Origin of the sequence: Dyadobacter sp. Leaf189 (assembly GCF_001424405.1) — a bacterium.
Taxonomy (GTDB): Bacteria; Bacteroidota; Bacteroidia; order Cytophagales; family Spirosomataceae; genus Dyadobacter.
In genome coordinates, this window is the sequence record NZ_LMPS01000008.1 from 285731 (window position 1) to 312165 (window position 26435).

The following is a 26435-nucleotide window of genomic DNA, read 5'->3' on the forward strand; positions in this document are numbered from 1 at the left end:
CACTATAAGTCAGACAGATGCAGGTCCAATTGCACGTTTTGTTGTCTGAAATGCGTTAGTTGATATTGAATATCGTAAGTCTGCTATGTCAATTCTGCGTGACCTTTCTTTTTTGAAATCCGTCAAAGGCAAGATCTTCCTCGGCTTTTTCGTGGCATCCATTGCACTTGGTGCATCGTGGATTATCACCAATCTGGCTTTCCATCAGATCATGGGAAAAGTGGAGATGATCTCTACACCCAATGACAAGCTGCGGCTGGTTAATAAAATCTTCAAGAATATCCTTCAACTGGATCATCTGCAGCGTATCCGGCGAATGAACGATGAAGAGCATAAGGCGGCCGTCATGTACAAATCTGCAGAGCTGGCAGCCACGCTTGATTCACTCAGCGAAATGAGCCTTGATGATCCGTACCAGATCATACGGATCGATTCAATGAAGAATATCCTGAAAGAGCGTGATAAGATTTATGGCAATTATGTCAAAGTCCGCTCCAAGCTGGTCAATACGAAAACACTGGAAGACGAGGTCAAGAACATCTCAGGGTTAATCACTACAAAGCTCAGACCGGACAGTACGGTAGTCAAAACCGAAAAGCGCACGACGACCACCACTATTTATACAGTACCTGACTCTGTTCAGAAAGCAACGGAGAAGAAAGGATTTTTCAACCGCGTTTTTGGCGGCTCCAAAAAGGGCAAAAAAGAACAGGTAACAGCCCCAGCCCCGAAAGTAGTGCAGCGGCAGGAAGTGAATGTGGAAGTGGATACCATTAAAGTTGCACAGGAAGATAGTACAATCGAAAAAGTAGGGGAAGCGGTACACGCCATTGAAAAAGCGCAGAAAAAACGGACAATAAGCTTTGTAGATAAGGAGCAGGAACTCGCTACGGCCGGCAATTCCCTGGTTAATCAACTTCTGAGTGTCATGCAGGAAGTGGAAGGCCAGGTGCTGAAACAATCGGATCTCGACAGCCGCCAGGCCAATTATATGGTCAACAAAAGCATTGATATGCTGAAATGGGTAATGGTCGGGTTTTTCCTGTTAACCGCATTGCTGATCTACCTGATTTTTACGGATATTACTAAAAGCAACGATTACCGCAGCCAGCTGGAAGAAGCCAAAGAGGAGGCCGAATACCATAGTATGGCAAAGCAACGGTTTCTGGCCAATATGAGCCACGAGATAAGAACCCCGCTGCAATCCATTCTCGGCTACACAGAAGCTTTGAAAAAAGCCGACAAGCCGCGCAAGCAGGATCTGGAAACGCTCTATTCCGCTTCCGAACATTTGCTTTACCTCGTCAACGAAGTACTCGATTACAGCCGCATTATCTCTGACAGGTTTACATTCGAGGAGCGTGTTTTTGCAATAACGCCGCTTTTGAATGAGGTTATCCAGGTGTTGAAGCCAAATGCAAATTCCAAGAACCTTTCGTTGCGGATCGAAAATCTTTTGCCCGCCAACCTTTATCTCTGCGGAGATCCGTTCCGGTTGCGCCAGGTTTTGTACAATCTGCTTACCAATGCGATCAAATTTACTGATAGCGGAGAAGTTGTACTAAAAGTGAATAGTGTTGAATTAAACAACAATGTACAGGTAGAATTCATCGTTGCCGACACCGGAATAGGATTGTCGCCAGAGCAGGTACAGCGCATTTTTAACCAGTTTGAACAAGCCGACTCGTCCATTTCCCGTCGCTACGGGGGAACAGGCCTCGGTCTCACAATCGTAAAGGCGATTGTGGAGGCAATGCGGGGGAATATACGCGTTAAAAGCAGTCCCGGGCAGGGCACGACTTTTTTTGTAACCGCCAGTATGAAAAAAGCTGACACACTGGAATTGACAGAGGAAGTACCTGAGAGAGACTACCACGTGACCGGCAAAGTGTGGCTGGTGGACGATGATTCTTTCATTCTCAAATGGTGCTCTTCCGTTCTCGAAATGAACGGCATTCCGCATAACTCATTCTCATCTGCCGAAGAAGTACTTAACCGGCCCTGGGATAATCAGGTTAAATTCGTACTGACGGATATGCGCATGTCCGGCATGAACGGGGCAGAGCTTTGCAAAAGGCTGCGGAAAGTAGCCAGCCCAGACGTAAAATTCTTTGTATTAACTGCGCAGGCGCTTCCAGAAGAACGTGCCAACCTGCTTAATCTTGGTTTTGACGGGTATTTGATGAAGCCATTTCATTCCAAGGAATTATTGGAATTGCTGGAATCATCGTCGGCAACGCGAGGTCAGATCAGGGAGCACAGGCCCATAGAACTGGACTTTACAATGCTCAATGAAATGACTTTCGGGGATGAAAGTTTAATGCGGGAAATCCTCGACCAGTTCGTGAAAGACTCCCGCCAGGATGTAGAGGCGCTGGAAATACACCTTGAATCCCGCGAGCTGGATAAAGTAATGGAAATCATGCACCGGATGGCGGGACGCACCGGGCAAATCGGCGCGAAAGAGCTTTCGGCGCGTTTCCGGGTATTTGAAATTGAACTGCGCAATGATGTAACTCAGGTTCCTTTTGCTGATATGCAGCAAATCACCCGTGATGCAAGATCGGTAATCGAGCAAATAGAAGAAAAAGCACTCGCTTACTCGATCTGATATTTTTCTATCTTATAATAAAGGGTCTTTCTGTCGATGTTCAACAACTTGGCAGCCTTGCTCTTGTTGTAACGCACTTCTTGTAACACCTTCTCGATCATTTCTTTTTCGTGCGTCTCCTGCAAAGCTTTCAGGTCCGAGCCGGTTGGCTTTTGGGTACCTTCCATAGCAGTAATCATCTCGGCAGGCAATGCACTTGAAGTTGCTACTTCTTCTTTTGACAGCAGTACCAATCTTTTAATTACATTATTAAGCTCCCGCAAATTTCCCGGCCAATCGTATTTCTGGAAAATCTCCATGACCTCTTTCGAAAGCTCTCTTACATTGCGGTCGAGCTCCTGATTGGCTTTGTCTACAAAGTGCTGAATAAAAATGCCCAGATCTTCGCCGCGCTTCCTCAATGGGGGCACTTCGATTTTGAACTCATTTAAACGGTGGTAAAGATCTTCTCGGAAATCACCGGCTGCGGCACTGGAAATCAGGTCTTCATTGGTTGCTGCAATCAGCCTTACATCCACTTTTACCTGCTGGGTGCCTCCTATCGGAACGATGATACGTTCCTGCAGAGCGCGTAGTAGTTTGATCTGAACGTCGTAGCCAAGGTTACCAATTTCATCCAGGAACAGGGTACCGCCGTCGGCCGCTTCAAACTGACCGATTTTGTCCAGCAGCGCACCTGTAAATGCACCTTTTTTATGCCCAAAAAGCTCGCTGGCAGCCAGTTCTTTGGAAAGCGAACCGCAGTCAATCGCGACAAACGGTCCATTACTACGTTTGCTCAGCTTGTGAATGGATTTGGCTACGTGTTCTTTCCCTGTACCGCTTTCCCCCTGAATGATCACCGACATATCGGTCGGTGCCACAAGGCGAACGTACTCGTATAGTTGTTTGGATATTTTGCTCTTACCCTCGATATATTCCAGGGATTGTTTATCGGATTTAGCACCGCTCTTAGCCTTGGGCGCACCCTTTACACTCGACACCTCACCTTTGTTAAGTGCCTCACGCAAAACCATTAACAACTCTTCCGGATTAACCGGCTTGGTAATATAATCGAATGCACCCAGCTGCATGGCGGTGACTGCTGTTCTTACATCATGAAAGCTCGTCATGATAAATGCAGCTGTCCTGTTCCCCTCTCCACGCAGTGTTTTCAAAAAATCCACAGAGTTACCGTCTGGCAGGCGATAGTCCAGCATCAGTACTTCAAACGGCCCATTGGGATCGTTATGGAGTGCTTCTCTCGCCTCTTTCAAATCTGAACAAGCCCTGACCTGGTGTCCATGTTTGCCAAGAAAGTTGGTCAACAGTTTAGAAAAGGTGGTATCGTCTTCAACGAGGAGCAGGTGAGCCATGAGAATAAAGTATGTCAGAAATAAATAGCTAACTAACGAGCCGATGAAATGTAAAATTATAAAAACAAAAGTCAAAAAGCCGGAGAAATGTCCGGCTTTTCATTGTGACTGCAGCAAAATGAAGGGCCAGCGTTCTCAGTCCACTTTTCGCCCATATTTGTCAAGACTTACTATAGTAGTCTCCTCGCCTTTTTTGAGATTGATTTCGTAGTACTGAGCATTATTTTCCCGTGTAATCAGGTATGCACTAGCCACTTTCCAGTCTGCATAACCATCACCGGTGAGGGTAGTTTTTACAGCTTCCGGCAGATCTTCCGGTCTTACCGCTACCTTACTTTGCTCCACTGACGGGACAGCAAACGGTGCACCTGAAACGTCCGCAACGGGGGCGGAAAATGTGAGGCAAATGCCTAGTATAGTTCCAAAAAAAAGTTGTTTCATCACATTGAATTTAATGTAAGTACTGCATTAAAGGCGTATTTCCCTGGTGTACCCGCAACAAAAAAAGCTTTTTCGATGCTCTTAAAAAAACTTTACGGGATCATTCTCGCAAACCAGTGCATGATCAGAAATACTTTGTTACAGCCGTTAACTCAGAATTTTCATAGCAAATCGGGCTTTAACCGAAACGGGGCTACTTGTTACTGCAAATTATTCAACAAATTTTTAATATAAACTATGAAAAAGAAACATTTCAACTATCTTTGCATAGTAGGTTTTTTCTACACCAATGTAGAATCTTTACTACAAGATATTAGCGCTATACATTCAAAGTTGAATCTCTGTTGGCATTTTTTCTCAACGTTATTTAATACCTATCGCTTAGTTTTAAACAAAAAGAGCCTGGAAACAGGCTCTTTTTGTTTTGGTACTCGCCCGTCATCCATTTCGGAACTCAAAATTGTTTTTCCCTCTCTTCTGATCTAAAGCTTTTCGAAGGGCGTAGGTCTTTACAAATCTTTCGAGGTACGAAAGAGCTCAATAACCTTTGAAGCTATGAACCAATTATTGAAACCAAACACCAATTCTGCTAAGGAAGAAGGAGGCAATGTGTCGCCGGTGAACAGGCGCTCATTCCTGCGTGCAGCCGGTATCGCTACCTCACTGGGCACTATCGCACTCACTACTGCTTGTAACGATGACGATGATCCAAATCCTACTAACCCCAGCGGCGACACCGTTGATCTTGGCTCGGGAGATGTAGGTGTATTGAACTATGCATACGCGCTGGAACAACTCGAAGCTGCTTTCTATTCACAAGTGATTACTACGCCGTACGCCGGCATGACCGACGCGGAGAAAATCATCCTGACGGACATCCGTGATCACGAGATCATTCACCGGGATTTTTTCAAAGCTGCATTGGGTGATAAGGCGATCAAAGGTCTGACCCCAAATTTCGCAAGCATCGATTTCACTAAAAAAGATGCGGTTCTGGGTGCTGCCAAGTTGTTTGAAGATACCGGCGTTGCTGCATATAATGGTGCGGGCAAGTTGCTTAAAGATGGTGGAAATTTATTGCTGGCTGGCAAAATCGTATCCGTGGAAGCACGCCACGCTGCTGTGATCCGTGATTTGATCAAACCAAAATCGGCTGACTTTGCTGGTGACGACATTATTGATGCCAACGGAATGGACAAGGCTGTTTCGCCCGCGGATATCCTTGCAGCAGTTAAAGGATTTGTCAAAGAAACCATCAACGGAGCCAACGTCGGCAAATAATCTTCACAATTAATCTGAATCAGAAATCATGGATATATTTAAAATAATTGACGATTTTCAAAAAGCCGACGGTGATACAGTGGGCAGACTTGAATACGCGACACGCCGCCATTTCATGAGCAAAATGAGTAGCAAAGTGGCTTTGGCCGCTGTACCTACTATGTTCGCGAGCATTGTCAACAAAGCATTCGGACAATCGGCTGCTGCTGTGGATGTACTGAACTATGCTTTGACACTGGAATACCTGGAAGATGAATTTTATAAGGCAGGACTTGCTGCTGCCAACCTCATCCCGGCCAGCGACAGAACTATTTTCACACAGATCGGCAAACACGAAACGCAACACGTTGCTTTTCTTGTTAAAGCACTAGGTACGAAAGCAATTGCAAAACCATCTTTCGACTTCCAATATGGTGGCGCATTCGGTGATGTGTTTTCTAACTACAAAACATTCGTAACGGTGTCGAGCGCACTGGAAGATACTGGTGTCCGGGCTTATAAAGGACAGGCAGGCGCATTGCTTGCTGACCCGCAGATTCTTGAATATGCATTGCAGGTACACTCGGTAGAAGCACGCCACGCGGCAGTAGTTCGCAGACTGGCTGCTACTGTGACCGGAAATGCAGCAATGAAAGGCTGGATTACGGGCAAAGAAGGTGCTGTACCTGCTATTTATGCAGGCGAAGAAAACATGACCCAAGGTGGTAAAGACCTGAAAAATCTCGCATCCAAAAGCGATGCGGCTATCACAGAGGCATTTGACGAGCCTTTGACCAAGCAACAGGTACTGGCCATTGCAGGACCATTCATAAAAGCATAATTGTAAATTCTCCCTGTTGGACATATACATACACTTGTCAGGTGACAGTATGTTCGAAATGTTACAGCACACTATGTTTGACTTTGAAAAGGCTACCCGATGGTAGCCTTTTCGCATTTCTGGCGGGAATGTCAATTTTCCGGCTGGTTAACCGGGCAGTATTATTAAATTTGATTATTGATCAATACTAAAATATCCTGAACCTATAATGAACCCCGCGTTTAACAGAAGAGGTTTTTTGAAAAAGAGCGGCTTGACCGTGCTGGGTACCGCACTGGGCAGCCAGATGGTTTTTGCAGACCGGATGCCTGAGGGATATGTACCTCTTGCATGGGATGAAGGTGATGCGCTGAAAGGTAAAAATCCGGAAATGATCGTGCAGGGAGACAAACCCTGGAATGTTGAATCGCCCTTACACCTGCTTGACGATAAGGTTACCCCGGTGGACAAAATGTTTATCAGGAACAATGGCCTGATACCCGAGAAAATAGATGTGAGCAAATGGACACTGACAATCGACGGCGAGTCTGCCAGGGCAACCAAGACCTATACACTGGAAGAACTTAAAAAGAAGTTTAAGACCTATACTTACCAGCTTGTACTTGAATGCGGGGGCAATGGACGCTCGGGCTTTACGCCGCAGGCTTCGGGTAACCCGTGGGGCCAGGGCGCTGTACATTGCGCTTCGTGGACGGGTGTACGTTTAAAGGATATCCTTGCTGATGTGGGCATTAAAGATGATGCTGTTTACATCGGTTATCATAGCAAAGATCTGCACCTGAGCCGCGATCCCAAGAAAGAGTCTATCTCGCGCGGCGTGCCCATTGCAAAAGCGCTTGAAAATGAAACTTTGATCGCCTGGCAATTGAATGGAAAGGATATTCCTGAATTCCATGGTTATCCGCTACGCCTTGTGATCGGCGGCTGGCCTGCTTCTGTTTCGGGTAAATGGCTGAGCGGGATCTCTATCCGCAACAAAGTACATGACGGGGCTAAAATGGACGGACATAGTTATAAGATGCCCAAAAGCCCGGTAGCACCCGGTGAAGATGTTCCGCAGACAGACCAGTATTTCAGGATCATTGAATCAATGCCGGTGAAATCGCTTATTACTTATCCTAAAACGGGCGCGATGATCAAGCCGGACAGCGAACTTGCATTGCGCGGTCACGCCTGGGCGGGCGATCTGAGCGTGAAGAAAGTGGAAGTATCCATTGATTTTGGCTCGACCTGGAAAGAATGCAAACTGGAAGCGCCGGTTAACCGGCTTGCCTGGCAGCATTGGGAAAGCAAAATCAAGTTTCCTACCACGGGCTACTACGAGGTGTGGGTTCGTGCTACCGACTCCAAAGGTGTGGCCCAGCCCATGGTTATTCCAGCCTGGAACCCGGGCGGGTACCTTAATAATGCGTGTGAAAGAATTGCAGTGAAAGTTGGTTAAAACGAAACTATGAAGTTATTGATAACGCTGTGCACCAGCCTGGGCATTCTGCTTTTTTCAGTTAGTGAACATGCCAAATTACCAGTGCAGCACGTGGCTGCTTCATTGGCAGATACAGTTAAAAAAGACCCTGAAACGGGATTAGTTACAGATGGAAATCTGTACCTGGTAAAAGCGCAATGCACTACTTGCCATAACTCCAAGCTGATCCTTCAGAACAGGTTTACCCGTGACGGCTGGAAACAAAAAATCCGCTGGATGCAGAAAAACCACAATCTCTGGGATCTGGGCGAGACAGAAAAGCCGGTGCTCGATTATCTAGAAAAGCATTACGGCCCAACTGTTACCGCTGCCCGAAGAGCGCCATTGAAAGATGTCAAATGGTATAAGCTCGAACAATAGTCCATTTTATTTTTATTACTGAATAGCGTACGCGTGCAATCCTTTTTGAATTTTCCAGCTGGAAAACTGGCATTTCTGATCTGTTTTCCGGTTTTGAGTGCCTTCGTTAATTCCCCATTAAATACATCAGCAGAAAGCCGCTTTTTACAGGCTGATCCGTCGAATCCGCTTAAAGCTGAGGTGATCGGAATACAGGACGGGGATACCATTGAATTAAAATACATTTATACCGGCAGAAAAGCAGGCCAGAGAGCAGGAAAGAACATCCGGATCAGACTGCTTCATGTTAATTGCCCGGAACGCGGCAGGCCCTATTACAAGGTTGCGAAGGATTTTACTTCCAAATATTGCTTCCGCAAGGTGGTACAGATTCGTCACACCGGCGAGTTTGACAGATATGGTCGCCTGCTTGGGGAAGTTGTAATTCCAGGCGGCAAGATCTTGAACAAAGAACTGGTAAAGAACGGGCTGGCTGTTCATTTCAAAAAATACTCTTCCAGTATGGAATATGCCAATCTGGAAATTCAGGCAAAGAAGCAGAAGCTGGGTATTTGGAGCCAGCCTGGTTTGTATACGGGTAAATATTAAAACTGGTCGCGATGAATAATCCCGCATTATTTAAGATCCTCTATCAGGACGAGACGCTTTTCTATTTAGGGGATATTAAAACCGGCACTCAGGAGACTGTGGCAAGGGTTGAAAAAGCCCCTGAATCGGCAGCCGTGCAGACCAATGTAACTGCGACGCCAGCCAAGCCGGCAACTCCGCCGAAGCCGGCTATTCCTGCGACGCCAGCTATTCCCGTGGCTGCTCCTGAATTCCCACAGCTGCGGCACAAGATCTTGATCCTGATCGACGAGCCGAAGCAGGAGGAAATGCTTGCATCAGAAGCCGCTTTTTTGAACAACATCCTGAAAGCTGTCGGACATTCAACCGACCATTCTGACATTCTCAATTTCAGTTTTTTGTCAGGCACTGACGCGACAAAGGTGTTTAGAGATAAGAAAACCAATTACTTCATCACGTTTGGCGTGCCGCTGATCAAGCTGCATCTGGATCTGCTGCTTCCGCCTTATACCCCTAAAAATATCGAGGGTGTCTGGTTCCTTTTAACTGATCCGCTCGTGGTAATCGAAGCCGACCGCAATCTGAAGAAAAAACTCTGGCAAGCTTTACAGAAAATGTTTGAAGTGTCCTAGATCTGAGTGAGTTACCTTTTTTAATAGCCGATCATCACAATAATGTAGTGAAATTCTGTGTTTTCATGGATAATCGCAGGTTAACCCATGAAAAGCTATGGCAAAATTCACTGAATACATTGCAAACTGGTTCCGCGCGAAGGAGGACGACGAGAACCAATATTATGATGATGAACCTGTCGAGGTAAATGCAAATCCCTCCCCAACCTCCTCAGTAACTGCAATTCAACAAACAACTTTATCGGAAAACAAGCCAGGTCAGTCAGAACCTGTGTTGCAACAGCCTGCATTCAATGCACAGGAATTGCCGAAAGTGGAGGTGACAATCCCCTACTGGCTGGAAGACGAAGATATGCTGCGTGATGAAGGTGTTTTGTTTGGATTGTCAGAATCGGACCCGAATGAAAAAACTGACATTATCCAAAAATACTTTTCAAACCTTGCGGCCGGCCACATTGCCAATATAGAGCAGCAAAATGAGCGTATTCAGGAGCTGAACCTTTTTATTGGCCAAAAAAATAACCGGATCGATGAGTTGCAGGAGCGACTGAAACTTCCCGCCGGCCAGCAGACGACTGAGCACCATTTACCAAGAACGCTGATAGGAATTACCTTGTGCATTGCCATGTGCATTGGTAACTTCTTCCTGATCCGCGAGTCGCTCAAACCTGTTTTCAATGATAATTCCTGGATCGCGCTGGGCGTTTTCCTGGCAGGTATGTTCAGCCTTTTCGGAAGGATTTCATTGTTTCACGATACGGAGTCGAAAGTAACCTGGAAATCGCTGCTGGAAGAAGTAGGACTTCCGTTTGCATCCGCACTGTTTGTTTTTGCCAATGTGATCACCCACCAGACCTGGTGGCAGGCATTTGCGCTTTTCATCTTTGTTTTCTTCCTCTTCCTTTTTGCCGGAAAACTGCTGCTGAGCAATATCACAGTACTTCGCAATGATCTGCAAGCCTGGCTGAACATCCGGAAGGATCGCCAGGATTCCAGTGATAACCAGTACAACTGGGAGGCAGAATGCCAGACTTTACAGGGAGAAATTGATGAATTAAGGGTCAAAAAGTGGCAGGTTTTGAGGGAACAAAGTACAGCCGAAACAGAGCGGGACAAGCTGTATGCCAAACGTGATATGCTGATCAAACTGTTCGAAAGTGAGTTCTATCTGGCCCGACGCATGAAAAATGAGCTTACAACCCGGCAGCTTAACCTCATTCAGAAGAGCTCCAAGTAGCATTATAGCCCAGGCTTATGGCCTGATTTTTTATCCCATTCTCATCTGATCAATCAAAATAACAGGTCATGAACGAGCAGAATCCAAACGAGCACGGCGATTACCAACGCGGCTACACACGTGGCATTGAGGGAATTGACCGTCAGGTTTATGAAGCATATTTGTCCAGCGATGTTAATCATGACTGGATCCAGGAGCGGCTCACTTCCAAAAAGGAAGAGCTCTCCTCCATTAAAACGTCACACCAGGAAACACGCCAGCTGCACAAGGTAGCTTACGATAAGCTCCAGACAGAAGTAATGGAGCTGAACCGTACTGCCAGACAAATGCAGGACCTTGAAAGGAATGTTGCAGATATCGACCTGCAAACAGAACAGTTACGTGAGAAAAGAACCGAAAAAGCGCCTTCGTACTCGCTGGTAGCAGGACTTATCTTTCTGGCAGCCGGTATTTCGTTCATTGCAGGTGACCTGATCATCTCGCACGAAATTGTTGCTTATGCATTGAATATCAGGAATTCAAATGAAGCCTGGGCATTTGCAATCGGTTTGGCAATGCTGTCAATCCTCCTTAAACCTGCGTACGACAGGTTGGTTGAAGAGCCTTACCACAAGAATGAATCGCCTAAGGCGAGGTCAAGATATGCAGGATTCAAGCTGGTGCTTTCAATTTTTGCCATTGTTACCCTGATTATCCTTGGCTGGTTCCGGTATGAGGCTTACCGTACCGATAAGCTGAAAGAGGCGATCAACAAATCTGTCAAAAACCTGCAGTTAAATGCGGTGGACCCGATGACGGGCGCACCTATCAACAGCCCCGAGCTGACCAACAAGATCGAGAATGCGCTTCGCAACTCGGACCAGCTTAACCTGGATCTGGTAAACAGTCCCTGGGCATTGCTTTCTTTCGTGTTAAGTGGTGTTTTGTTCGCTGTTGCAGGTGCGGTGTCGCTTGGAATGGCACTGCCGGTCTTGCAGGGTTTTTGGTACCGGTGGCTGCAAATTGATCCTAAACTGGGCAGACTGAGAAGACGTCGTAAAAAGATCATCAAAGCAATGGAGCCACTGCAGGAGCAGCTGACCTTGCACATGACGCAGAAGAGCATTCTCGAAAATGACCTATCCGTACTACCCGCATTGGAAGAACTCAGGGAAGAAGAAGCACGGATCCGCGCTGAAATTAATACTTTGGAAAACGAGCGCAGAAAAGCACTGACCGACAGTCGCATTCAATCTTTTGGTGACGGATACGAACATGGAAAAGTAAGCAGGGATGTAATGAGCGAAGAAGAATATGATTCGTGGAGAGACAGTCACCTGACAGTTTCAAATCTGGCTTTACGTGCCAAATCAAATGCGTCGGCCGATCGTGCGGTGCAACGCGCAAAGAGCACAGGAATGCGTCCGCACCAGGCGATCAGAAAAGCAATTACAGATCGTTTCGACGAAAACAACTCATAGTTTCCTAAATTGGGGGTCGATATTGGATTAACATGATTGAGACCCCCCATTTAAGAATTGTCCCCTGCGACGACACGCTTTTCGATGCGATCCGCATGGGAAATCATACACTTGCCCGCGTCATGGGTGTGAATGTCCCTAAAAAGTGGACAGAATTTCGTGACACATTTACGCCTTCTTACCACCGCTGGAAAGCCCACCCGCCTTTGCGCAACTGGTGGGTTTATCTCATTATTTACAAGCCTGACAACCAGCTTATCGGATCCTGCGGATACAAGGGAGAGCCGGATGCCAGTGGAATGGTGGAGATCGGCTATGAAATTACGCCGTCGCACCGCGGCAGAGGACTGGGAACGGAGACTGCAAAAGGGTTGCTCGACCATGCATTGCGCCAGCCCGGCGTACACAAGGTGATTGCTCATACGCTGGCTGAGGAAAACGCCTCTGCACATCTGCTGGAAAAAATCGGATTTGTTCATAAAGAGGATGTTACTGATCCGGAAGACGGTTTTCTCTGGCGTTGGGAGATAGCCCGCAGATAATAGGTACAGGCTGGTTTCCGTTTAAATGAGAGGACAATGCGATTAAAAATTATTGCATTGTGTTAATAAACTTTTGGCTTAATTAGCTACTTTGAATCCGTCAAAAGTTTGTTTTGCAGAACCCTTACCCACACCAATATGACCGGCATATCAAAGAATTCCTATCCCTGGCTTCGGAATTATCCCGAGGGCATTCCTTACGAAATCAATCCCGAGGCTTATTCTTCATTGCTTGAAATGATGGAAGTGAGCTTCCGGGAAAATACCGACAAGCCTGCCTATACCAACATGGGTAAGTCGCTCAGCTTTGGTAAGATCGATGAGCTTTCAAGGAATTTCGCGGCATATCTGCAGAGTGTGGGTTTACAGCAAGGTGACCGGATTGCCATACAAATGCCCAATTTGCTGCAATACCCTGTTGTGATGATGGGCGCTTTGCGGGCCGGACTGGTGATTGTAAATACCAACCCGCTTTATACCTGCCGCGAGATGCAGCACCAGTTTAAAGACTCGGGTGCGAAAGCGATCGTGATCCTGGCGAACTTTGCTCAAAACCTCGAAAAGGTTATTCAGAACACCAATATCCAGCAGGTAATCATCACTGAAATCGGTGACCTGCTTGGCTTTCCCAAGAAGCTGATCGTGAACTCGGTGGTGAAATACATCAAGAAAATGGTCCCCGAGTACCACATTCCGAAAGCGACCAGCTTTTCAAATGCAATTTCGATCGGTGCGGGACTTACTTATAAGAGGCCCAACATCTCAGGTCTTGACATTGCGTTTATCCAATATACGGGCGGCACCACCGGCGTATCCAAAGGCGCAATGCTGACCCACCGGAACCTGATCGCCAATGTGGAAGGTATCAATGAATGGCTGATGTCCAAATTGCGCAACTCGCAGATATCCGGCCAGCTGACCCTGATCGGCGCGCTTCCGCTCTACCACGTTTTTGCGTTAACGATCAATGGATTGTGCGGGATCAAATGGGGCGCATTGAATGTGCTGATCACCAATCCGAAAGATCTTCCGGCCTTTGTCAAAGAACTGAAGAAGTTCAGGTTCCATATTTTCCCCGGCCTTAATACGCTGTTCAACGGGCTTTTAAACAATGTGGATTTTGCTTCCGTTGATTTCAGTCAACTGAAAATCACGATTGCTGGTGGAATGGCGCTGCAAAAAGTAGTAGCCGAACGCTGGGAGAAAATTACCGGATGTCCACTCGTGGAAGGTTACGGGTTATCAGAAACTTCGCCGGTACTTTCAGTCAATCCGCTTGACGGGCACCACAAGCAGGGTACCATCGGGCTGCCTTTTCCGAGTACCGAAATGCGCATTCTGAAAGACGATGAAACCTGGGCGCCTGTGGGTGAAAAAGGCGAAATCTGCGCGCGCGGGCCACAGATTATGCTGGGCTACTACAATCGCCCGGATGAGACTGTGAAGGTAATTAAGGAGGACGAAAGTGGGCGATGGTTCAAAACAGGGGATATTGGCATTGAAGATGCAGATGGTTTTTTCAAGATCGTCGACCGGAAGAAGGATATGATCCTGGTTTCCGGTTTCAATGTTTATCCAAATGAAGTAGAAGATGTAATCGCCCAATGCCCGGGTGTACTGGAAGTTGCCTGCGTGGGCGTTCCTGATGATAAATCCGGCGAGATGGTAAAAGTTTACATTGTAAAAAAAGACCCCGCGCTTACGGTGGAGAATGTAAAGGATTACTGCCGCGAAAACCTGACGGGCTATAAGCGGCCGCGTGAAATTGAATTCCGCACCGAGCTTCCAAAAACCAATGTGGGCAAGATCCTGCGCAGGGCATTGCGTGAGGAAGAAATGGCAAAAATTGCCGGGTAGGGCACCTTTGGGAATGTGTTTATGTATATTTAGGCAAAAGAGTTCTCAACAATGAAAGCCGATTTATATGAATCTACACCGAAAAACCCTGGTATTGCTACACGGCCACGGAGCAGATGACACCATTTGGGACTACGTTGATGCCGTTATAAATGACGAGTTTACGATCGTCAGACCTAATATTTCACTTTTTACATTTTGCCAGTCCGTGGAAGATTATGCGGACGAGCTGCACCGTTTCCTGACGAACGCCGGCATTTCCCGGTTTACGCTGATCGGGCACTCAATGGGCGGCTACATCGCCCTTGCTTTTGCGGAAAAGTACCCTGATATGCTGGAAGGCTTCGGGCTTTTCCATTCCACAGCTTTTGCAGACGATGAGGCGAAAAAGGCGCAGCGTGGCGATATGATCGAGTTGCTCAGAAATGAGGGAACGGCCGCTTTTATCACTAAAACTGCTCCTAACATGTTCGGCGACAGGTACAAGGAACTGTTCCCCGAGAAAGTGGAAGCGCATATTGAATACTTCAAAAAGCTGCCAGCGGAAGCCTTGATTTCCGGACTTACTGCAATGCGCAGCCGGCCTGACAGAACAGCTGTACTTGCCTCAATGCCATTTCCGGTTTTGTTCATTATCGGAATGCAGGATAAGCTGATCCAGTTTGAAAGTGTGATCTCCCTTTCGGAATATCCGAAACAAAGCTACCCCTTTATCCTGGCCGAAGCCGGTCACATGGGAATGGTGGAAAGGCCCGACGCGACCGCAAGAATGATCAGCTGGTATATGGGCAAAATATAATCATTGATAAATAGCCGATTAGCGATCAAAAAAGGGTGAACGTTCGTTATAACAGCGAGCGCTCACCCTTTATTCACTTATGCGAACCTTTACACCAATCAAACAATCCAAGAAAATCGTTTTTCTCCTTTTCTGGAGTCTGCTTCTGCTTAATTCCTGTAATGATGATAACCCGGTGGTTGAACCGCCTGTTGAGGATCAGTTTTTACAGAAAAGCGAAGATGTGAAGCAGCTCTCCCGCGAGCAGGTTTTACAGCTTGCAAATGATCTTAGTCCGATCCTCGGCGGATATGTCAAGAACGGGATTAAGGTTTACAAACTTTCGTATAAAACGAAAAACACGGACGGAACTGAAATTACGGCGTCCGGAGCCCTGATCATTCCTGATGCGGACCAGCCGGTATCGATGATCAGTGTGCAACATGGTACGATCCGGGAAGATGCTGCTGCGCCTTCTTATTACAACAATAACACCGAAGCCGCGCAGTTTGGCTCCCTGTTTGGTTCAATGGGCTACATTATCTCCTATCCGGATTATATTGGTTATGGCGAGTCCAAAGCTCTTCCTCATCCCTACGAGCATGGAGAGAGCCTGGCATCTGCTTCGCTGGATATGTTGCGGGCTGCAAAGGAGTTTTTGAAAAAACAGGATGATGTAAAATGGAATGAAAAGCTGTACGTAGCCGGCTATTCGGAAGGTGGCTATGCAACAATGGCCCTTCATAAGAAGATTGAGGAAGAAGCTGCTTCTGAATTCAACCTGAGGGCTTCGAGCTGTGGCGCGGGCGCTTACGATAAGACGGCTTTTATGAACTACATTATTAATAATAATACCCAGGGTGTTGCTTCCTACAATGCGCTTTATCTTTGGGTACTTCTGACTTACGACCGGATTTACAAGCTGAACCGGCCCGCTTCCTATTACTTCAAAGAGCCATTTGCAACCCGCATTGCACAGTCGGGTATCAATGTGACTATTTCCCAGAGCTTCGACACGATTTTGAACGAATCATTTAAAACCGCATTGAATGATGGGAACGACAAAGGTTTCAGGGATGCGGTTGCTGATAATGATGTATATAAATGGAAACCGAAGGCGCCAATCCGTCTGTACCACGGCAATGAAGACAATCTCGTTTTTTATTTTAATTCTGAGAATGCATTTAAAACAATGCAGGGACTTGGCGCGGATATACAGCTGACAACTGTTCCGAAAGGAAATCACGGCTCGTCTGTTCTTCCTTTTCTGGCTGGTACCCTATCATTTTTCACTTCTACTCCTTAACCGGGATAGTTTTTATAAGTAACAAAAGATTAGCATCAATGTCCTCACTTCTTGATCTGGTAGGTAATACTCCTCTTGTAGAATTAAAAAGAATCAATCCAAACCCGAACGTAAAGATTTTCGGAAAGCTCGAAGGAAACAATCCCGGCGGCAGCGTGAAAGATCGTGCTGCTTACAGCATGATCAAAGGCGCACTTGACAGGGGCGAGGTGAAAAAGGGGATGAAGCTGGTAGAGGCAACAAGCGGGAATACTGGTATCGCACTGGCAATGATCGCCCGCCTTTTTGATCTTGAAATTGAGCTTATCATGCCGCAAAATTCTACGCGGGAACGTGTGCTTACCATGGAAGCTTTTGGGGCGAAGGTTATCCTGTCTGAATCAATGGAAGGGGCGAGGGATATGGCGGAAGACAAAGCGGCAAAAGGTGAGTATTTCATGCTTAATCAGTTTGCCAATCCCGATAACTGGCGCGCCCATTACAATACCACCGGCCCTGAGATTTTCAGGGATACCAATGAGAAAATCACGCATTTCGTATCTTCAATGGGCACTACGGGCACGATCATGGGCGTGTCGCGCTATTTGAAAGAACAGAATAGCGACATTGAGATTGTAGGCTGTCAGCCTACCGACGGTTCTTCCATTCCCGGGATCCGTAAATGGCCGGTTGAATATCTTCCGAAAATATTTGAGCGTGAGCGGGTAGACAGGGTCATGGAGGTAACCCAGGAGAATGCGGTTTTAATGACCAGAAAGCTGGCGAAGCAAGAAGCTGTTTTTGCAGGAATGAGCAGCGGCGGTGCAACCTGGGCGGCTGTCGAATTAGCAAAGGAGCTGGAAGAAGGTGTAATAGTTTGCATCATCTGCGACCGCGGCGACCGGTATTTGTCGAGCGAGCTATTTGGGTAGTACATCGGCTGTCGGCTATCAGCAATCGGCTGTTGGCTGTCGACCTCAAAGAGCCGATTGCCGACAGCCGATTGCCGATGTACGTCAAAACCAGCCTGATCCCAGGTTCCTGAAAGGCCAGGGGATAGCTACGATAATGATGATCAGCGCCATCGTATAGAAGTACAGCACGGTCCGGTGTCTGTCAGCTCCCACCATTTTCTTGGATTTGATTCTCCCGATCGTAATAAGTACAATCGCGATAAGCATCATGAAAATGTGCTCGATAGAGAAAAAACGGAACACCTTTTCACTAATCAGATCAAAGTTTACTTTGGGGCTCATGACGTATAAAACCAGCCCGATCAGCAATTGTGTATGCGTTGCTATCAATGCAAAAAGATAGATTTTACTGTCCTCCTGCTTTCCACTCCGCCAATTGGAATAAGCAGTAAAAATGGCGGCGAGAAGCAATGCCAGAACAACATACCGCAGGCCGGAATGGGCTCTTAGAAGAATATTCATTGTTGAATAAAAAGTTATGGTGAATAAGTACAGGTTTTACAAATGTAGCTTACAAACCACCATCCCCCAAATACGCTCTGACCTGAGCGGGCTTATTCAAATCATAAATATTAACCCGATATTTCGGTTCTATTAACCACTTACTTATGATTATCTACAATATCACGATCAACATCAGCTATGAGGCAGAGAATGAATGGCTGACGTACATGAAAGGAACGTACATTCCCGAAATCCTGCAAACTGAATTGCCGCTTGAATGCAAGCTGCTGCGCCTGCTGACCGAGATTGAAAATGAAGGCTCCACGTATACTACCCAGTTCACTTTCAGAACAATGGAAGATTTCCTGGCTTACCAGACCGATTTTCAGGCCGACTTTCAGCAGCGTCACCACGATCTGTTTAATGGAAAATATGTGTCTTTCCGAACACTTTTGGAAGAAGCCTGAGCCTGCACGGAGTACATTTTGGATCGAAAGAAATAAATTAACAAACACTCCCTTTTACTTGACATTGGCTTAATATTTGACGTACTTAAATTACTGTTACGGGAAACCGGGAGGCAGTCGAAATGGGGATTTTTATGCTTTTAACAAAAATCCGGACTGAAAAGATGGCGCTCCTGGTTTTTAGGTTTCAGTAAAAAATTTATGTTTTACCATTAAAACAATGTGCTTATGAGACTGCAGATGCAAGCAATTCATTTTGATGCTGATCCTAAATTGTTGAACTTCATTCAGCAAAAATTAGATAAACTGGACACGTTCTATGACCGGATAACCAGTGGAGAGGTATTCCTTAAGCTCGATAAAAGTGAGAATGCAAAAACTCAGACTAAATTGCTGGAAGTTAAGCTCTACGTCCCAGGCGGAACGATGTTTGTAAGGGAGCAGGGGACTACATTTGAAGAAGCGACGGATCTCGCGATTGATACGTTGAAAATGCAGGTAAAGAAGTTTAAGAATAAACGTAATAATGCCAGGGCTGCCAAGATATCGGAAGCTACGGCAGTAGTTCTGACAGAAGAAACCGAAGAGTAACCACATATAGCCAGTGCATACAGGAAAGTCGCCGCAAAGGCGGCTTTCTTTGTTTTAGGGCATTACGCAACTTGGATGCGTGCAGGATTTCGCCTTAATTTTGAAGCAAATAATATTCAGTTAAACTTACCGATATGCATATCGAACCTATTGTTGACTCGACTTTTGATTATCCGTTTAAGATCACGCAGGAAGAAGTGCAGCGCTTCGCGGACCTGACGGGCGATAATAATCCGATCCATCTTGACGCAGAATATGCCGCAACTACCGCATTCAAAAAGCCGATCATTCACGGAATGCTGGGCGCGACTGTGTTTACAAAAGTACTCGGCACGCAATTCCCGGGATTCGGCTCCATTTATGTGAAGCAAACGCTGGAATTTTTAAGACCTATGTTTGTGGAGACGGATTATAAGGCGGTATTCACGATTCAGAGCATTAATCCTGATAAACATCTTGCGGAAATTTCAACCGAAATCGTGGACGTGACAACCAATAAGGTGATCACAAAAGGAGTTGCCACAATGATCAATAAGGAGAAGTTTTAAAACAAAAAAGGCCCGGATTATGACAAACCCGGGCCTCAAACTCTTTGTGTGCTTCTTAACCTTCGCTCTCGTTTTTCTTGTTCTGAACTTCTGCGCGAATATCCTGAGCTAACGTTTTGAGGTCTTGCATACCTTTCCGAACGCGGGTGCCAGCTGCCTGGTTTCCTTTATTGTAAAACTTATCGAAATCACCTTCAAGCGAAAGGATCAGATCTTTGACTTCATCAAATCGTGCCATGTTCTTTTGTTTTTTAGTTTAAAAATGCCTCTAACACGCCAAAAACGCATGTTTTGACCGAAATTTAGTAATTAAAAGTATTTTCGCAACCCAAAAAACAAAAAAAAACACTTCTAAAATACAATTATCCGATTGCAATCAGCTAAGTAACAGCATTTCAGATAGTTAACTATTTTTTATTTTCTATACGCAAGTCCAAAAAAAGAGGGCTTTTTTTTAAAAAAGCCCTCAGAATGCGAAAAAAGCAGATTTTTATTATTCGGCAGTCACTTCCTCAACCTGATATACTCTGTTCTTGAGTTTGTCGGCAAGTGTAGTAAAAGCATTCAAGGTATACTCCACATCTTCAAGTGTATGGGCTGCCGTCGGGATAATCCTCAGCATAATCTGGCCTTTTGGAACAACCGGATAAACCACAATCGAGCAGAAAACACCCATGTTTTCGCGCAGGTCACGAACCATTCTGGTAACCTCGGGCACACCGCCTTCACTGTGAAGGAACACGGGAGTAACCGGAGATTCGGTTTCGCCGATATTGAAGCCGCGGCTTCTTAATCCATCCTGCATTGCCCTTACATTCTCCCAAAGCTTGGCCCTGAGTTCAGGCATTTTCTTCACCATATCCAAACGTTTGCGGCAACCTTCCACGTAAGGCATCGGAAGCGCCTTCGCGTAGGTTTGCGAGCGCATGTTATATTTCAGGAACATAATGATCTCAGGATCGTCGGAAGCAATGAATGCACCGATTGCCGCCATTGATTTTGCAAAAGTGGAGAAGTAAAGGTCTACTTCTTTTTGAACCCCGAGCATCTCACCTACTCCTGCGCCGGTTTCGCCCATGGTACCAAAACCGTGTGCATCGTCGACCATCAGGCGGAACTCATACTTCTTTTTCAGCTCTACAATTGCTTTCAGATCGCCTACTTTGCCGGACATTCCGAAAACACCTTCTGTGATTACCAGCACACCGCCGCCTTTTTCATTGGCCAGCTTGGTAGCACGGATCAGGTTTTTTTCAAGACTAACCATGTCATTATGGTTAAACTTGTAATATTCACCCAACTTGGCTTTGTGCAAACGAATTCCGTCTATCAGACAAGCATGTGACTCGGCATCGTAAACAATCACGTCACGGTGATCGCAAAGACATTCAATGGCCGACATAATTCCCTGGTAACCGTAGTTCAGCAGGAATGCGTCTTTCTTACCTACAAATTCAGCAAGTTCTTTCTCAAAAGTCTCATGCAAACTCGAATTTCCGGACATCATTCTCGCGCCCATTGGATAAGCGAGTCCCCATTTGGCAGCTGCATCCGCATCCGCCTGGCGTACTTCGGGGTGATTTGCCAGTCCCAAATAGTTGTTCAGACTCCAGTTCAAAACTTCACGTCCCATAAACCTCATGCGCGGGCCTAATTCTCCTTCCAGCATTGGAAATGAAAAATAGTGATGGCTGTTCAGCATTTTTGCCGGAGTTCCAATCGGACCAGAGTTGTTGCGCAGTTTCTCGAAAATATCCACTCTCTTCTTTTTTATGTGGGTAACAAAAGATTCTAAATGTTAGATAAATGCAAAATTAAAGAATTTCAACGGTACTTTAATGAGCTGCATTTTTCCATCTTAAACAGTAAGTTAGTAAAAATAGAATATACCGGCACAACTATACTAAATCTATATACTAAACTTTTCCGCTTTATCACACTGATCTTTGTATAGAAGAGTAGTACGCATTTGGAAGAATGCTTTTGCTATTTTAGGAACTGATACTACCAACCCGACTGAATGAATCAGATCAAGAAAATACTGGTTGCCAACCGAGGCGAAATTGCGTTGCGGATTATGCGTACTGCGAGGGAAATGAATATTTCAACCGTTGCTGTTTTTAGCGAGGCCGACCGAAAATCGCCGCACGTGCGCTATGCAGACGAGGCTGTTTGCATTGGTCCGCCCGCCTCGTCAGAGTCTTATCTGAATATTGATAAAATACTGACAGTTTGCCGGGAGCTGCAAGTTGACGCCATTCATCCGGGCTACGGCTTTTTGTCTGAAAATGCAGCTTTTGCAAGAAGAGTAAAAGAAGCAGGTCTGATCTTCATTGGTCCTTCTGCTGAATCCATTGAGGTAATGGGAAGCAAACTGGCCGCAAAGCAGGCTGCCGCGAAGTACAATATACCCATGGTGCCCGGAACAGCCTCTGCAATAAGCGACCGCACAGAAGCTAAGCAAACCGCCCGGGAAATAGGTTATCCTGTTTTGATCAAAGCGAGTGCGGGTGGCGGGGGAAAGGGAATGCGCGTTGTGGAAAGTGAAGCCGATTTTGACGAACAAATGGATCGCGCAGTCAGTGAGGCGCTTGCCTCGTTTGGTGACGGATCTGTTTTTATCGAAAAATACATATTATCTCCCAAGCACATCGAAATTCAGGTGCTCGGGGATCAGCACGGCAACATTGTGCATTTGTTTGAGCGGGAATGCTCGATTCAGCGAAGGCACCAGAAAGTTGTTGAAGAAGCGCCCTCCGTTTCCATTACTCCTGAAATACGCGCCGCAATGGGCCGCTGCGCAGTGGATGTGGCGCGGTCTTGCGGTTACTATGGTGCTGGTACGGTGGAATTTATTCTGGACGAGAACAAGGATTTTTATTTTCTCGAAATGAATACCCGGTTGCAGGTGGAACACCCGGTTACCGAGCAAATCACCTCAGTCGATCTTGTGAAACAAATGATCTGGATTGCAGAAGGGAAAGCATTGCAGATTAAACAGGAAGATCTGACAATTACCGGACATGCCATTGAGATCCGCGTGTACGCCGAAGATCCTTCCAATAACTTCCTTCCCGATGTGGGGCAGCTGCATACCTACGTGAAGCCCGACGGGAATGGCGTGCGGGTAGACGACGGGTTTGAGCAGGGAATGGATATCCCTATTTATTATGATCCGATGATTGCCAAATTGATCACTTATGCAGAAAACCGCGAGGATGCGATCAAGAAAATGATCCGGGCGATTGACGAATACCAGATTTCCGGCGTTCGGACAACGTTGCCATTCTGCCGGTTTGTAATGGAGCATCCTGCATTTATCTCAGGCGACTTCGACACCAACTTTATTTCCAGGTATTTCAATCCGGATATGATTAAACCAATTTCGTCGCACGATGCGGACGAGATTGCCGCGCTGATTTCTGCACTGTTGCTGAACGACAAGGTAACTGACAAACCGGTTCAAAGTCAGCTTTCAGCAGCTGTTCCCAGCAAATGGAAAACGAGAAGGCTGGGTTTACGCTAATGTTACAAACTGATAGGATTTACGCCGGAAAATTCCTACTTTTGCGCTCTTAATTTTTTTGTGCCACATATTTATTGTAAATAATAACCGATAACTGATTCTTTACAAGTATCCACAGTCGCAAATTCTCTTTGATAAGTGGATGCATTGCCTTTCAGGAATTGATTTACTTTATAAAGGCCGGATCGAGTGAATAGGTACATTTATCCAGCCGGCATTTTATTCTACTACATAAGAAATACACAGATTTTCCAGCTATGAAGCTTTCCGAATTTAAGTTTGATCTCCCTCAAAGTCTAATTGCACTTCATCCTTCCGATCGCGGCGAGTCCCGGCTGATGGTTGTACATCGTAAAACAGGTGAAATCGAACATAAAACATTTGCTGACCTGATCAATTATTTCGATGACGGTGATGTAATGGCGATTAATGATACAAAGGTTTTTCCGGCCCGCTTATATGGCCAGAAGGAAAAAACCGGCGCCAAAATCGAAGTCTTCCTTCTGAGGGAATTGAACCGTGAAATGCGCCTTTGGGACGTTCTGGTTGATCCGGCACGTAAAATTCGCGTTGGTAACAAGCTATATTTTGGCGACAGCGACCTGGTTGCAGAAGTAATTGATAATACAACTTCCCGTGGCCGCACAATCCGCTTTCTCTATGATGGGGATAATGATGCTTTTATGAAGCTTGTGGACGAGCTGGGCGAAACTCCGCTTCCTCCTGAAATCATTTCACGTCGCAAGGTTGAAACCTCCGACCGTGAACGTTTCCAAACGATTTTTGCAGAACATGTCGGTGCAGTGGCCGCGCCTACTGCGGGAATGCACTTTACCAAAGCGATTATGAAGCGCCTGGAAATTAAGGGGGTGAATTTTGCTCCGGTAACTTTGCACGTTGGTCTCGGTACCTTCCGCACTGTGGACGTGGAAGATCTTACAAAGCACAAAACTGACTCTGAAAACTATCGGATCACACAGTCGAGCGCAAACATTGTAAATACCGCAATTGACTCAAAGAAACGCATTTGCGCAGTAGGAACTACTTCATTGAAAGCGATTGAGTCTTCTGTATCAGCGAGCGGGCATTTGAAACCGGTTGAGGGATGGACAGACAAATTCGTTTTCCCTCCTTATGATTTCAAAATTGCAAATGCACTGCTATCCAATTTCCAGCTTCCGGAATCTATTTTATTGATGTCTGCCTGCGCATTCGGAGGATTTGACCTGGTTATGAAAGCATACGAAATTGCGATTAAGGAAAAATATAAATTCTTCACTTATGGAGATGCGATGCTGATTATTTAGCATGCCTTTTCTGAGGTTAAATGGTCATTTATGTATTAGGTTTGAATCCTGATCCTTAAATGACCTTTTTTTGTAATATGATGCAGGAATTTGCAGTATTAGTTGCCGGAGGAAGTGGCAGCCGGATGAAAAGTGACGTGCCCAAGCAATTTCTTGTGGTAAATGGCCTCCCCGTGTTAATGCATACCATTCTTGCATTCAGAGCTTACTCTGACAATTTGCATATCATCCTCGTCTTGCCCGAGACACAGTTCGCATTCTGGCAAAATTTATGTGCTGAATACCGCTTTAATGAAAAGTACTTCCTCGTAGCAGGAGGTAATACCCGTTTCCATTCGGTGCAAAATGGCTTGAAAAGTATTGGATCCGGGCACGGTCTGGTCGCTGTTCATGACGGGGTAAGACCTGTTATATCAAAAGACATTATCGCTGCGGGTTTCCATACTGCGCGCGAATTCGGCTCGGCAGTTACCAGTGTTCCATTGAAAGAATCGATCCGGACCATTGAACCGGGCATTGGTAATAAAGCACTGGACCGTACACATTACAGGCTGGTACAAACTCCCCAGACTTTCCGCCTTGATTGGATGTCTGACGCATTTTCAACCGAATATCAGGAGACTTTCACTGACTGCGCGAGTGTTCTTGAATCAAAAGGCTATCCCATTCAGCTGATCGATGGGGCTTATGAAAACATCAAAATCACAACGCCTGAGGATTTACGCTGGGCAGAAACATACCTCCGTCAGCTTTCCTGAATTCATTTAATTGGTCGGCACAATGACAATCCGCGATATTCAGAATCTCCGGCTTCACAATTTGCTTCTCTCCGATCCACGTTTTAAAACGCCTGCGGAAACCGTGCGTTGGCTCGGGGCTATTCAGGCGCAGGATCACGCGGGTGCATTGTTTTCCATTGCGTTGAGGATGCAGGGTGGAACCCAGACAGATGTTGAAAAAGCGATTGCAGAGAAATCAATTGTCAGAACCTGGCCAATGCGCGGCACGCTCCATTTCGTGGCAGCAGAGGATGCGCACTGGATGCTGCGTTTGCTCACGCCCAGAATTATTAAGCGTTCGGCAGGCAGGTATAAACAACTGGAACTTGATGATCGTATTTTCGCCAAAAGCCGTGACCTGATTGTTCCCGAGCTGCTTGGTGGCAGACAAATGACGAGGGCTGAGGTATACGCATTGCTTGAAAACGGAGGGATACCGACGGGCGAACAACGTGGCATGCACATCATTAATCACTTGGCGCAGACCCAGATCCTTTGTCACGGCACGCACAATGAAAAGCAGCCTACCTATACTTTGCTTGACGAATGGGTTGCTAATCCAAGACAGCTGGATGAAACGGAAAGTATTGCCGAGATTACCTTACGCTACTTTACCAGTCACGGTCCTGCCACTTTAAATGATTTTGTGTGGTGGACGGGGCTTAAAGTTTCAGATGCGAAGCTTGGATTACAATTGAATGCAGACAAGCTGCAATCCATGGAAGTAAATGGAGACACTTATTGGTGTCCGCAAGAGCAAATGGAAACCGTGGTTGAAAAGGCAACTTTCCTGCTGCCTGGCTTCGACGAATACATGCTGGGCTACACCGACCGCTCCGTCATTCTTGAAGAGGCAAATTGGGGCAAGATTATTCCGGGTAACAATGGAATGTTTATGCCCACAATCGTCATCGACGGCAAAGTGGAAGGTATCTGGAAAAGGACTTTAAAGAAGGATAGCGTGCAATTGGACATGTATCCTTTTAAAAAGATCTCCCAAACAAAAAAGCGACTTCTGGAAGGCTGCGCCCGGGAATACGGGAAATATCTTGCCAAAAATTTATCTGCTATCAACTGGCTTTAAGCTTTA

General features: G+C 46.1%; 26 protein-coding genes. 21 read left to right on the forward strand and 5 right to left on the reverse strand.

All coding sequences use genetic code 11. The features are described from left to right. Positions 1 to 85 precede the first annotated feature (85 nt). The gene (locus tag ASG33_RS24250) at positions 86 to 2611 is read left to right on the forward strand and encodes a hybrid sensor histidine kinase/response regulator (RefSeq protein WP_056291603.1); all 2526 of its coding nucleotides are present in this window, start codon (positions 86 to 88) and stop codon (positions 2609 to 2611) included. On the opposite strand, the gene ASG33_RS24255 is transcribed toward ASG33_RS24250, so the two are convergent. Together ASG33_RS24255 and ASG33_RS24260 are read right to left on the reverse strand one after the other, a co-directional pair. After that, positions 2599 to 3966 (reverse strand): sigma-54 dependent transcriptional regulator, encoded by a 1368-nt coding sequence (locus tag ASG33_RS24255; protein WP_056291605.1) that lies wholly within the window; start codon positions 3964 to 3966, stop codon positions 2599 to 2601. The genes ASG33_RS24250 and ASG33_RS24255 overlap by 13 nt on opposite strands. A 135-nt stretch (positions 3967 to 4101) precedes the next feature. After that, entirely contained in the window at positions 4102 to 4407 is a 306-nt protein-coding gene (locus tag ASG33_RS24260; protein WP_200942863.1) for a hypothetical protein, read from the reverse strand. Positions 4408 to 4962: 555 nt separating this feature from the next. Here ASG33_RS24260 and ASG33_RS24265 point away from each other — a divergent pair. The 13 genes from ASG33_RS24265 to cysM all read left to right on the forward strand — a co-directional run bounded on the left by ASG33_RS24265 (position 4963) and on the right by cysM (position 17641). Next, a complete protein-coding gene (locus ASG33_RS24265) occupies positions 4963 to 5688 on the forward strand; it encodes a ferritin-like domain-containing protein (RefSeq protein WP_056291611.1) in 726 nt (241 codons plus the stop codon). Between the two features lie 28 nt (positions 5689 to 5716). After that, positions 5717 to 6508, forward strand: coding sequence for a ferritin-like domain-containing protein (locus tag ASG33_RS24270; RefSeq protein ID WP_056291615.1), 792 nt, complete (start codon positions 5717 to 5719; stop codon positions 6506 to 6508). A gap of 208 nt (positions 6509 to 6716) precedes the next feature. Further along, positions 6717 to 7949 (forward strand): sulfite oxidase, encoded by a 1233-nt coding sequence (locus tag ASG33_RS24275; RefSeq protein ID WP_056291617.1) that lies wholly within the window; start codon positions 6717 to 6719, stop codon positions 7947 to 7949. A 9-nt stretch (positions 7950 to 7958) separates the two neighbouring features. After that, positions 7959 to 8351, forward strand: coding sequence for a hypothetical protein (locus ASG33_RS24280; protein WP_056291620.1), 393 nt, complete (start codon positions 7959 to 7961; stop codon positions 8349 to 8351). 93 nt (positions 8352 to 8444) lie between these two features. Next, positions 8445 to 8939, forward strand: coding sequence for a thermonuclease family protein (locus ASG33_RS24285; RefSeq protein WP_056291760.1), 495 nt, complete (start codon positions 8445 to 8447; stop codon positions 8937 to 8939). Between the two features lie 11 nt (positions 8940 to 8950). Continuing rightward, positions 8951 to 9550 (forward strand): hypothetical protein, encoded by a 600-nt coding sequence (locus tag ASG33_RS24290; RefSeq protein WP_056291622.1) that lies wholly within the window; start codon positions 8951 to 8953, stop codon positions 9548 to 9550. Positions 9551 to 9647: 97 nt separating this feature from the next. After that, the gene (locus ASG33_RS24295) at positions 9648 to 10787 is read left to right on the forward strand and encodes a hypothetical protein (RefSeq protein ID WP_056291626.1); all 1140 of its coding nucleotides are present in this window, start codon (positions 9648 to 9650) and stop codon (positions 10785 to 10787) included. A gap of 68 nt (positions 10788 to 10855) precedes the next feature. Then, positions 10856 to 12247, forward strand: coding sequence for a hypothetical protein (locus ASG33_RS24300; RefSeq protein WP_056291629.1), 1392 nt, complete (start codon positions 10856 to 10858; stop codon positions 12245 to 12247). A 32-nt stretch (positions 12248 to 12279) separates the two neighbouring features. After that, a complete protein-coding gene (locus tag ASG33_RS24305; protein WP_056291633.1) occupies positions 12280 to 12789 on the forward strand; it encodes a GNAT family N-acetyltransferase in 510 nt (169 codons plus the stop codon). A 138-nt stretch (positions 12790 to 12927) separates the two neighbouring features. Then, entirely contained in the window at positions 12928 to 14646 is a 1719-nt protein-coding gene (locus ASG33_RS24310) for an AMP-binding protein (RefSeq protein ID WP_056291636.1), read from the forward strand. A gap of 67 nt (positions 14647 to 14713) precedes the next feature. After that, complete coding sequence (locus ASG33_RS24315) at positions 14714 to 15445, forward strand: alpha/beta fold hydrolase (RefSeq protein ID WP_056291639.1); 732 nt, start codon at positions 14714 to 14716, stop codon at positions 15443 to 15445. Positions 15446 to 15524: 79 nt separating this feature from the next. Continuing rightward, the gene (locus tag ASG33_RS24320) at positions 15525 to 16730 is read left to right on the forward strand and encodes a S9 family peptidase (RefSeq protein WP_056291642.1); all 1206 of its coding nucleotides are present in this window, start codon (positions 15525 to 15527) and stop codon (positions 16728 to 16730) included. Positions 16731 to 16768: 38 nt separating this feature from the next. Continuing rightward, positions 16769 to 17641: a cysteine synthase CysM gene (cysM, locus tag ASG33_RS24325; RefSeq protein ID WP_056291645.1), complete on the forward strand. Its 873-nt coding sequence runs from the start codon at positions 16769 to 16771 to the stop codon at positions 17639 to 17641. A gap of 84 nt (positions 17642 to 17725) precedes the next feature. On the opposite strand, the gene ASG33_RS24330 is transcribed toward cysM, so the two are convergent. Next, entirely contained in the window at positions 17726 to 18145 is a 420-nt protein-coding gene (locus ASG33_RS24330) for a hypothetical protein (RefSeq protein WP_056291648.1), read from the reverse strand. Between the two features lie 146 nt (positions 18146 to 18291). Here ASG33_RS24330 and ASG33_RS24335 point away from each other — a divergent pair, with 146 nt between their 5' ends. From ASG33_RS24335 to ASG33_RS24345, 3 genes are all read left to right on the forward strand, one after another. Next, positions 18292 to 18594 (forward strand): DUF4286 family protein, encoded by a 303-nt coding sequence (locus ASG33_RS24335; protein ID WP_031530765.1) that lies wholly within the window; start codon positions 18292 to 18294, stop codon positions 18592 to 18594. Positions 18595 to 18822: 228 nt separating this feature from the next. Then, entirely contained in the window at positions 18823 to 19185 is a 363-nt protein-coding gene (gene hpf / locus ASG33_RS24340) for a ribosome hibernation-promoting factor, HPF/YfiA family (protein ID WP_056291651.1), read from the forward strand. Positions 19186 to 19319: 134 nt separating this feature from the next. After that, on the forward strand, positions 19320 to 19733 hold the full coding sequence (locus ASG33_RS24345; RefSeq protein WP_056291653.1) for a MaoC family dehydratase: 414 nt from the start codon (positions 19320 to 19322) through the stop codon (positions 19731 to 19733). A gap of 55 nt (positions 19734 to 19788) precedes the next feature. Here ASG33_RS24345 and ASG33_RS24350 read toward each other — a convergent pair whose 3' ends face one another. Together ASG33_RS24350 and ASG33_RS24355 are read right to left on the reverse strand one after the other, a co-directional pair. After that, entirely contained in the window at positions 19789 to 19971 is a 183-nt protein-coding gene (locus ASG33_RS24350) for a hypothetical protein (protein ID WP_031530768.1), read from the reverse strand. Positions 19972 to 20226: 255 nt separating this feature from the next. After that, complete coding sequence (locus ASG33_RS24355; RefSeq protein WP_056291655.1) at positions 20227 to 21492, reverse strand: aminotransferase class I/II-fold pyridoxal phosphate-dependent enzyme; 1266 nt, start codon at positions 21490 to 21492, stop codon at positions 20227 to 20229. Positions 21493 to 21753: 261 nt separating this feature from the next. Here ASG33_RS24355 and accC point away from each other — a divergent pair, with 261 nt between their 5' ends. From accC to ASG33_RS24375, 4 genes are all read left to right on the forward strand, one after another. Further along, a complete protein-coding gene (gene accC, locus ASG33_RS24360; protein ID WP_056291658.1) occupies positions 21754 to 23259 on the forward strand; it encodes an acetyl-CoA carboxylase biotin carboxylase subunit in 1506 nt (501 codons plus the stop codon). A 257-nt stretch (positions 23260 to 23516) separates the two neighbouring features. Beyond that, the gene (gene queA, locus ASG33_RS24365; protein ID WP_056291662.1) at positions 23517 to 24566 is read left to right on the forward strand and encodes a tRNA preQ1(34) S-adenosylmethionine ribosyltransferase-isomerase QueA; all 1050 of its coding nucleotides are present in this window, start codon (positions 23517 to 23519) and stop codon (positions 24564 to 24566) included. Positions 24567 to 24646: 80 nt separating this feature from the next. Next, the gene (locus ASG33_RS24370) at positions 24647 to 25324 is read left to right on the forward strand and encodes a 2-C-methyl-D-erythritol 4-phosphate cytidylyltransferase (protein WP_056291763.1); all 678 of its coding nucleotides are present in this window, start codon (positions 24647 to 24649) and stop codon (positions 25322 to 25324) included. A 22-nt stretch (positions 25325 to 25346) separates the two neighbouring features. Next, positions 25347 to 26429 (forward strand): winged helix DNA-binding domain-containing protein, encoded by a 1083-nt coding sequence (locus ASG33_RS24375; protein ID WP_056291666.1) that lies wholly within the window; start codon positions 25347 to 25349, stop codon positions 26427 to 26429. Positions 26430 to 26435: the final 6 nt, after the last annotated feature.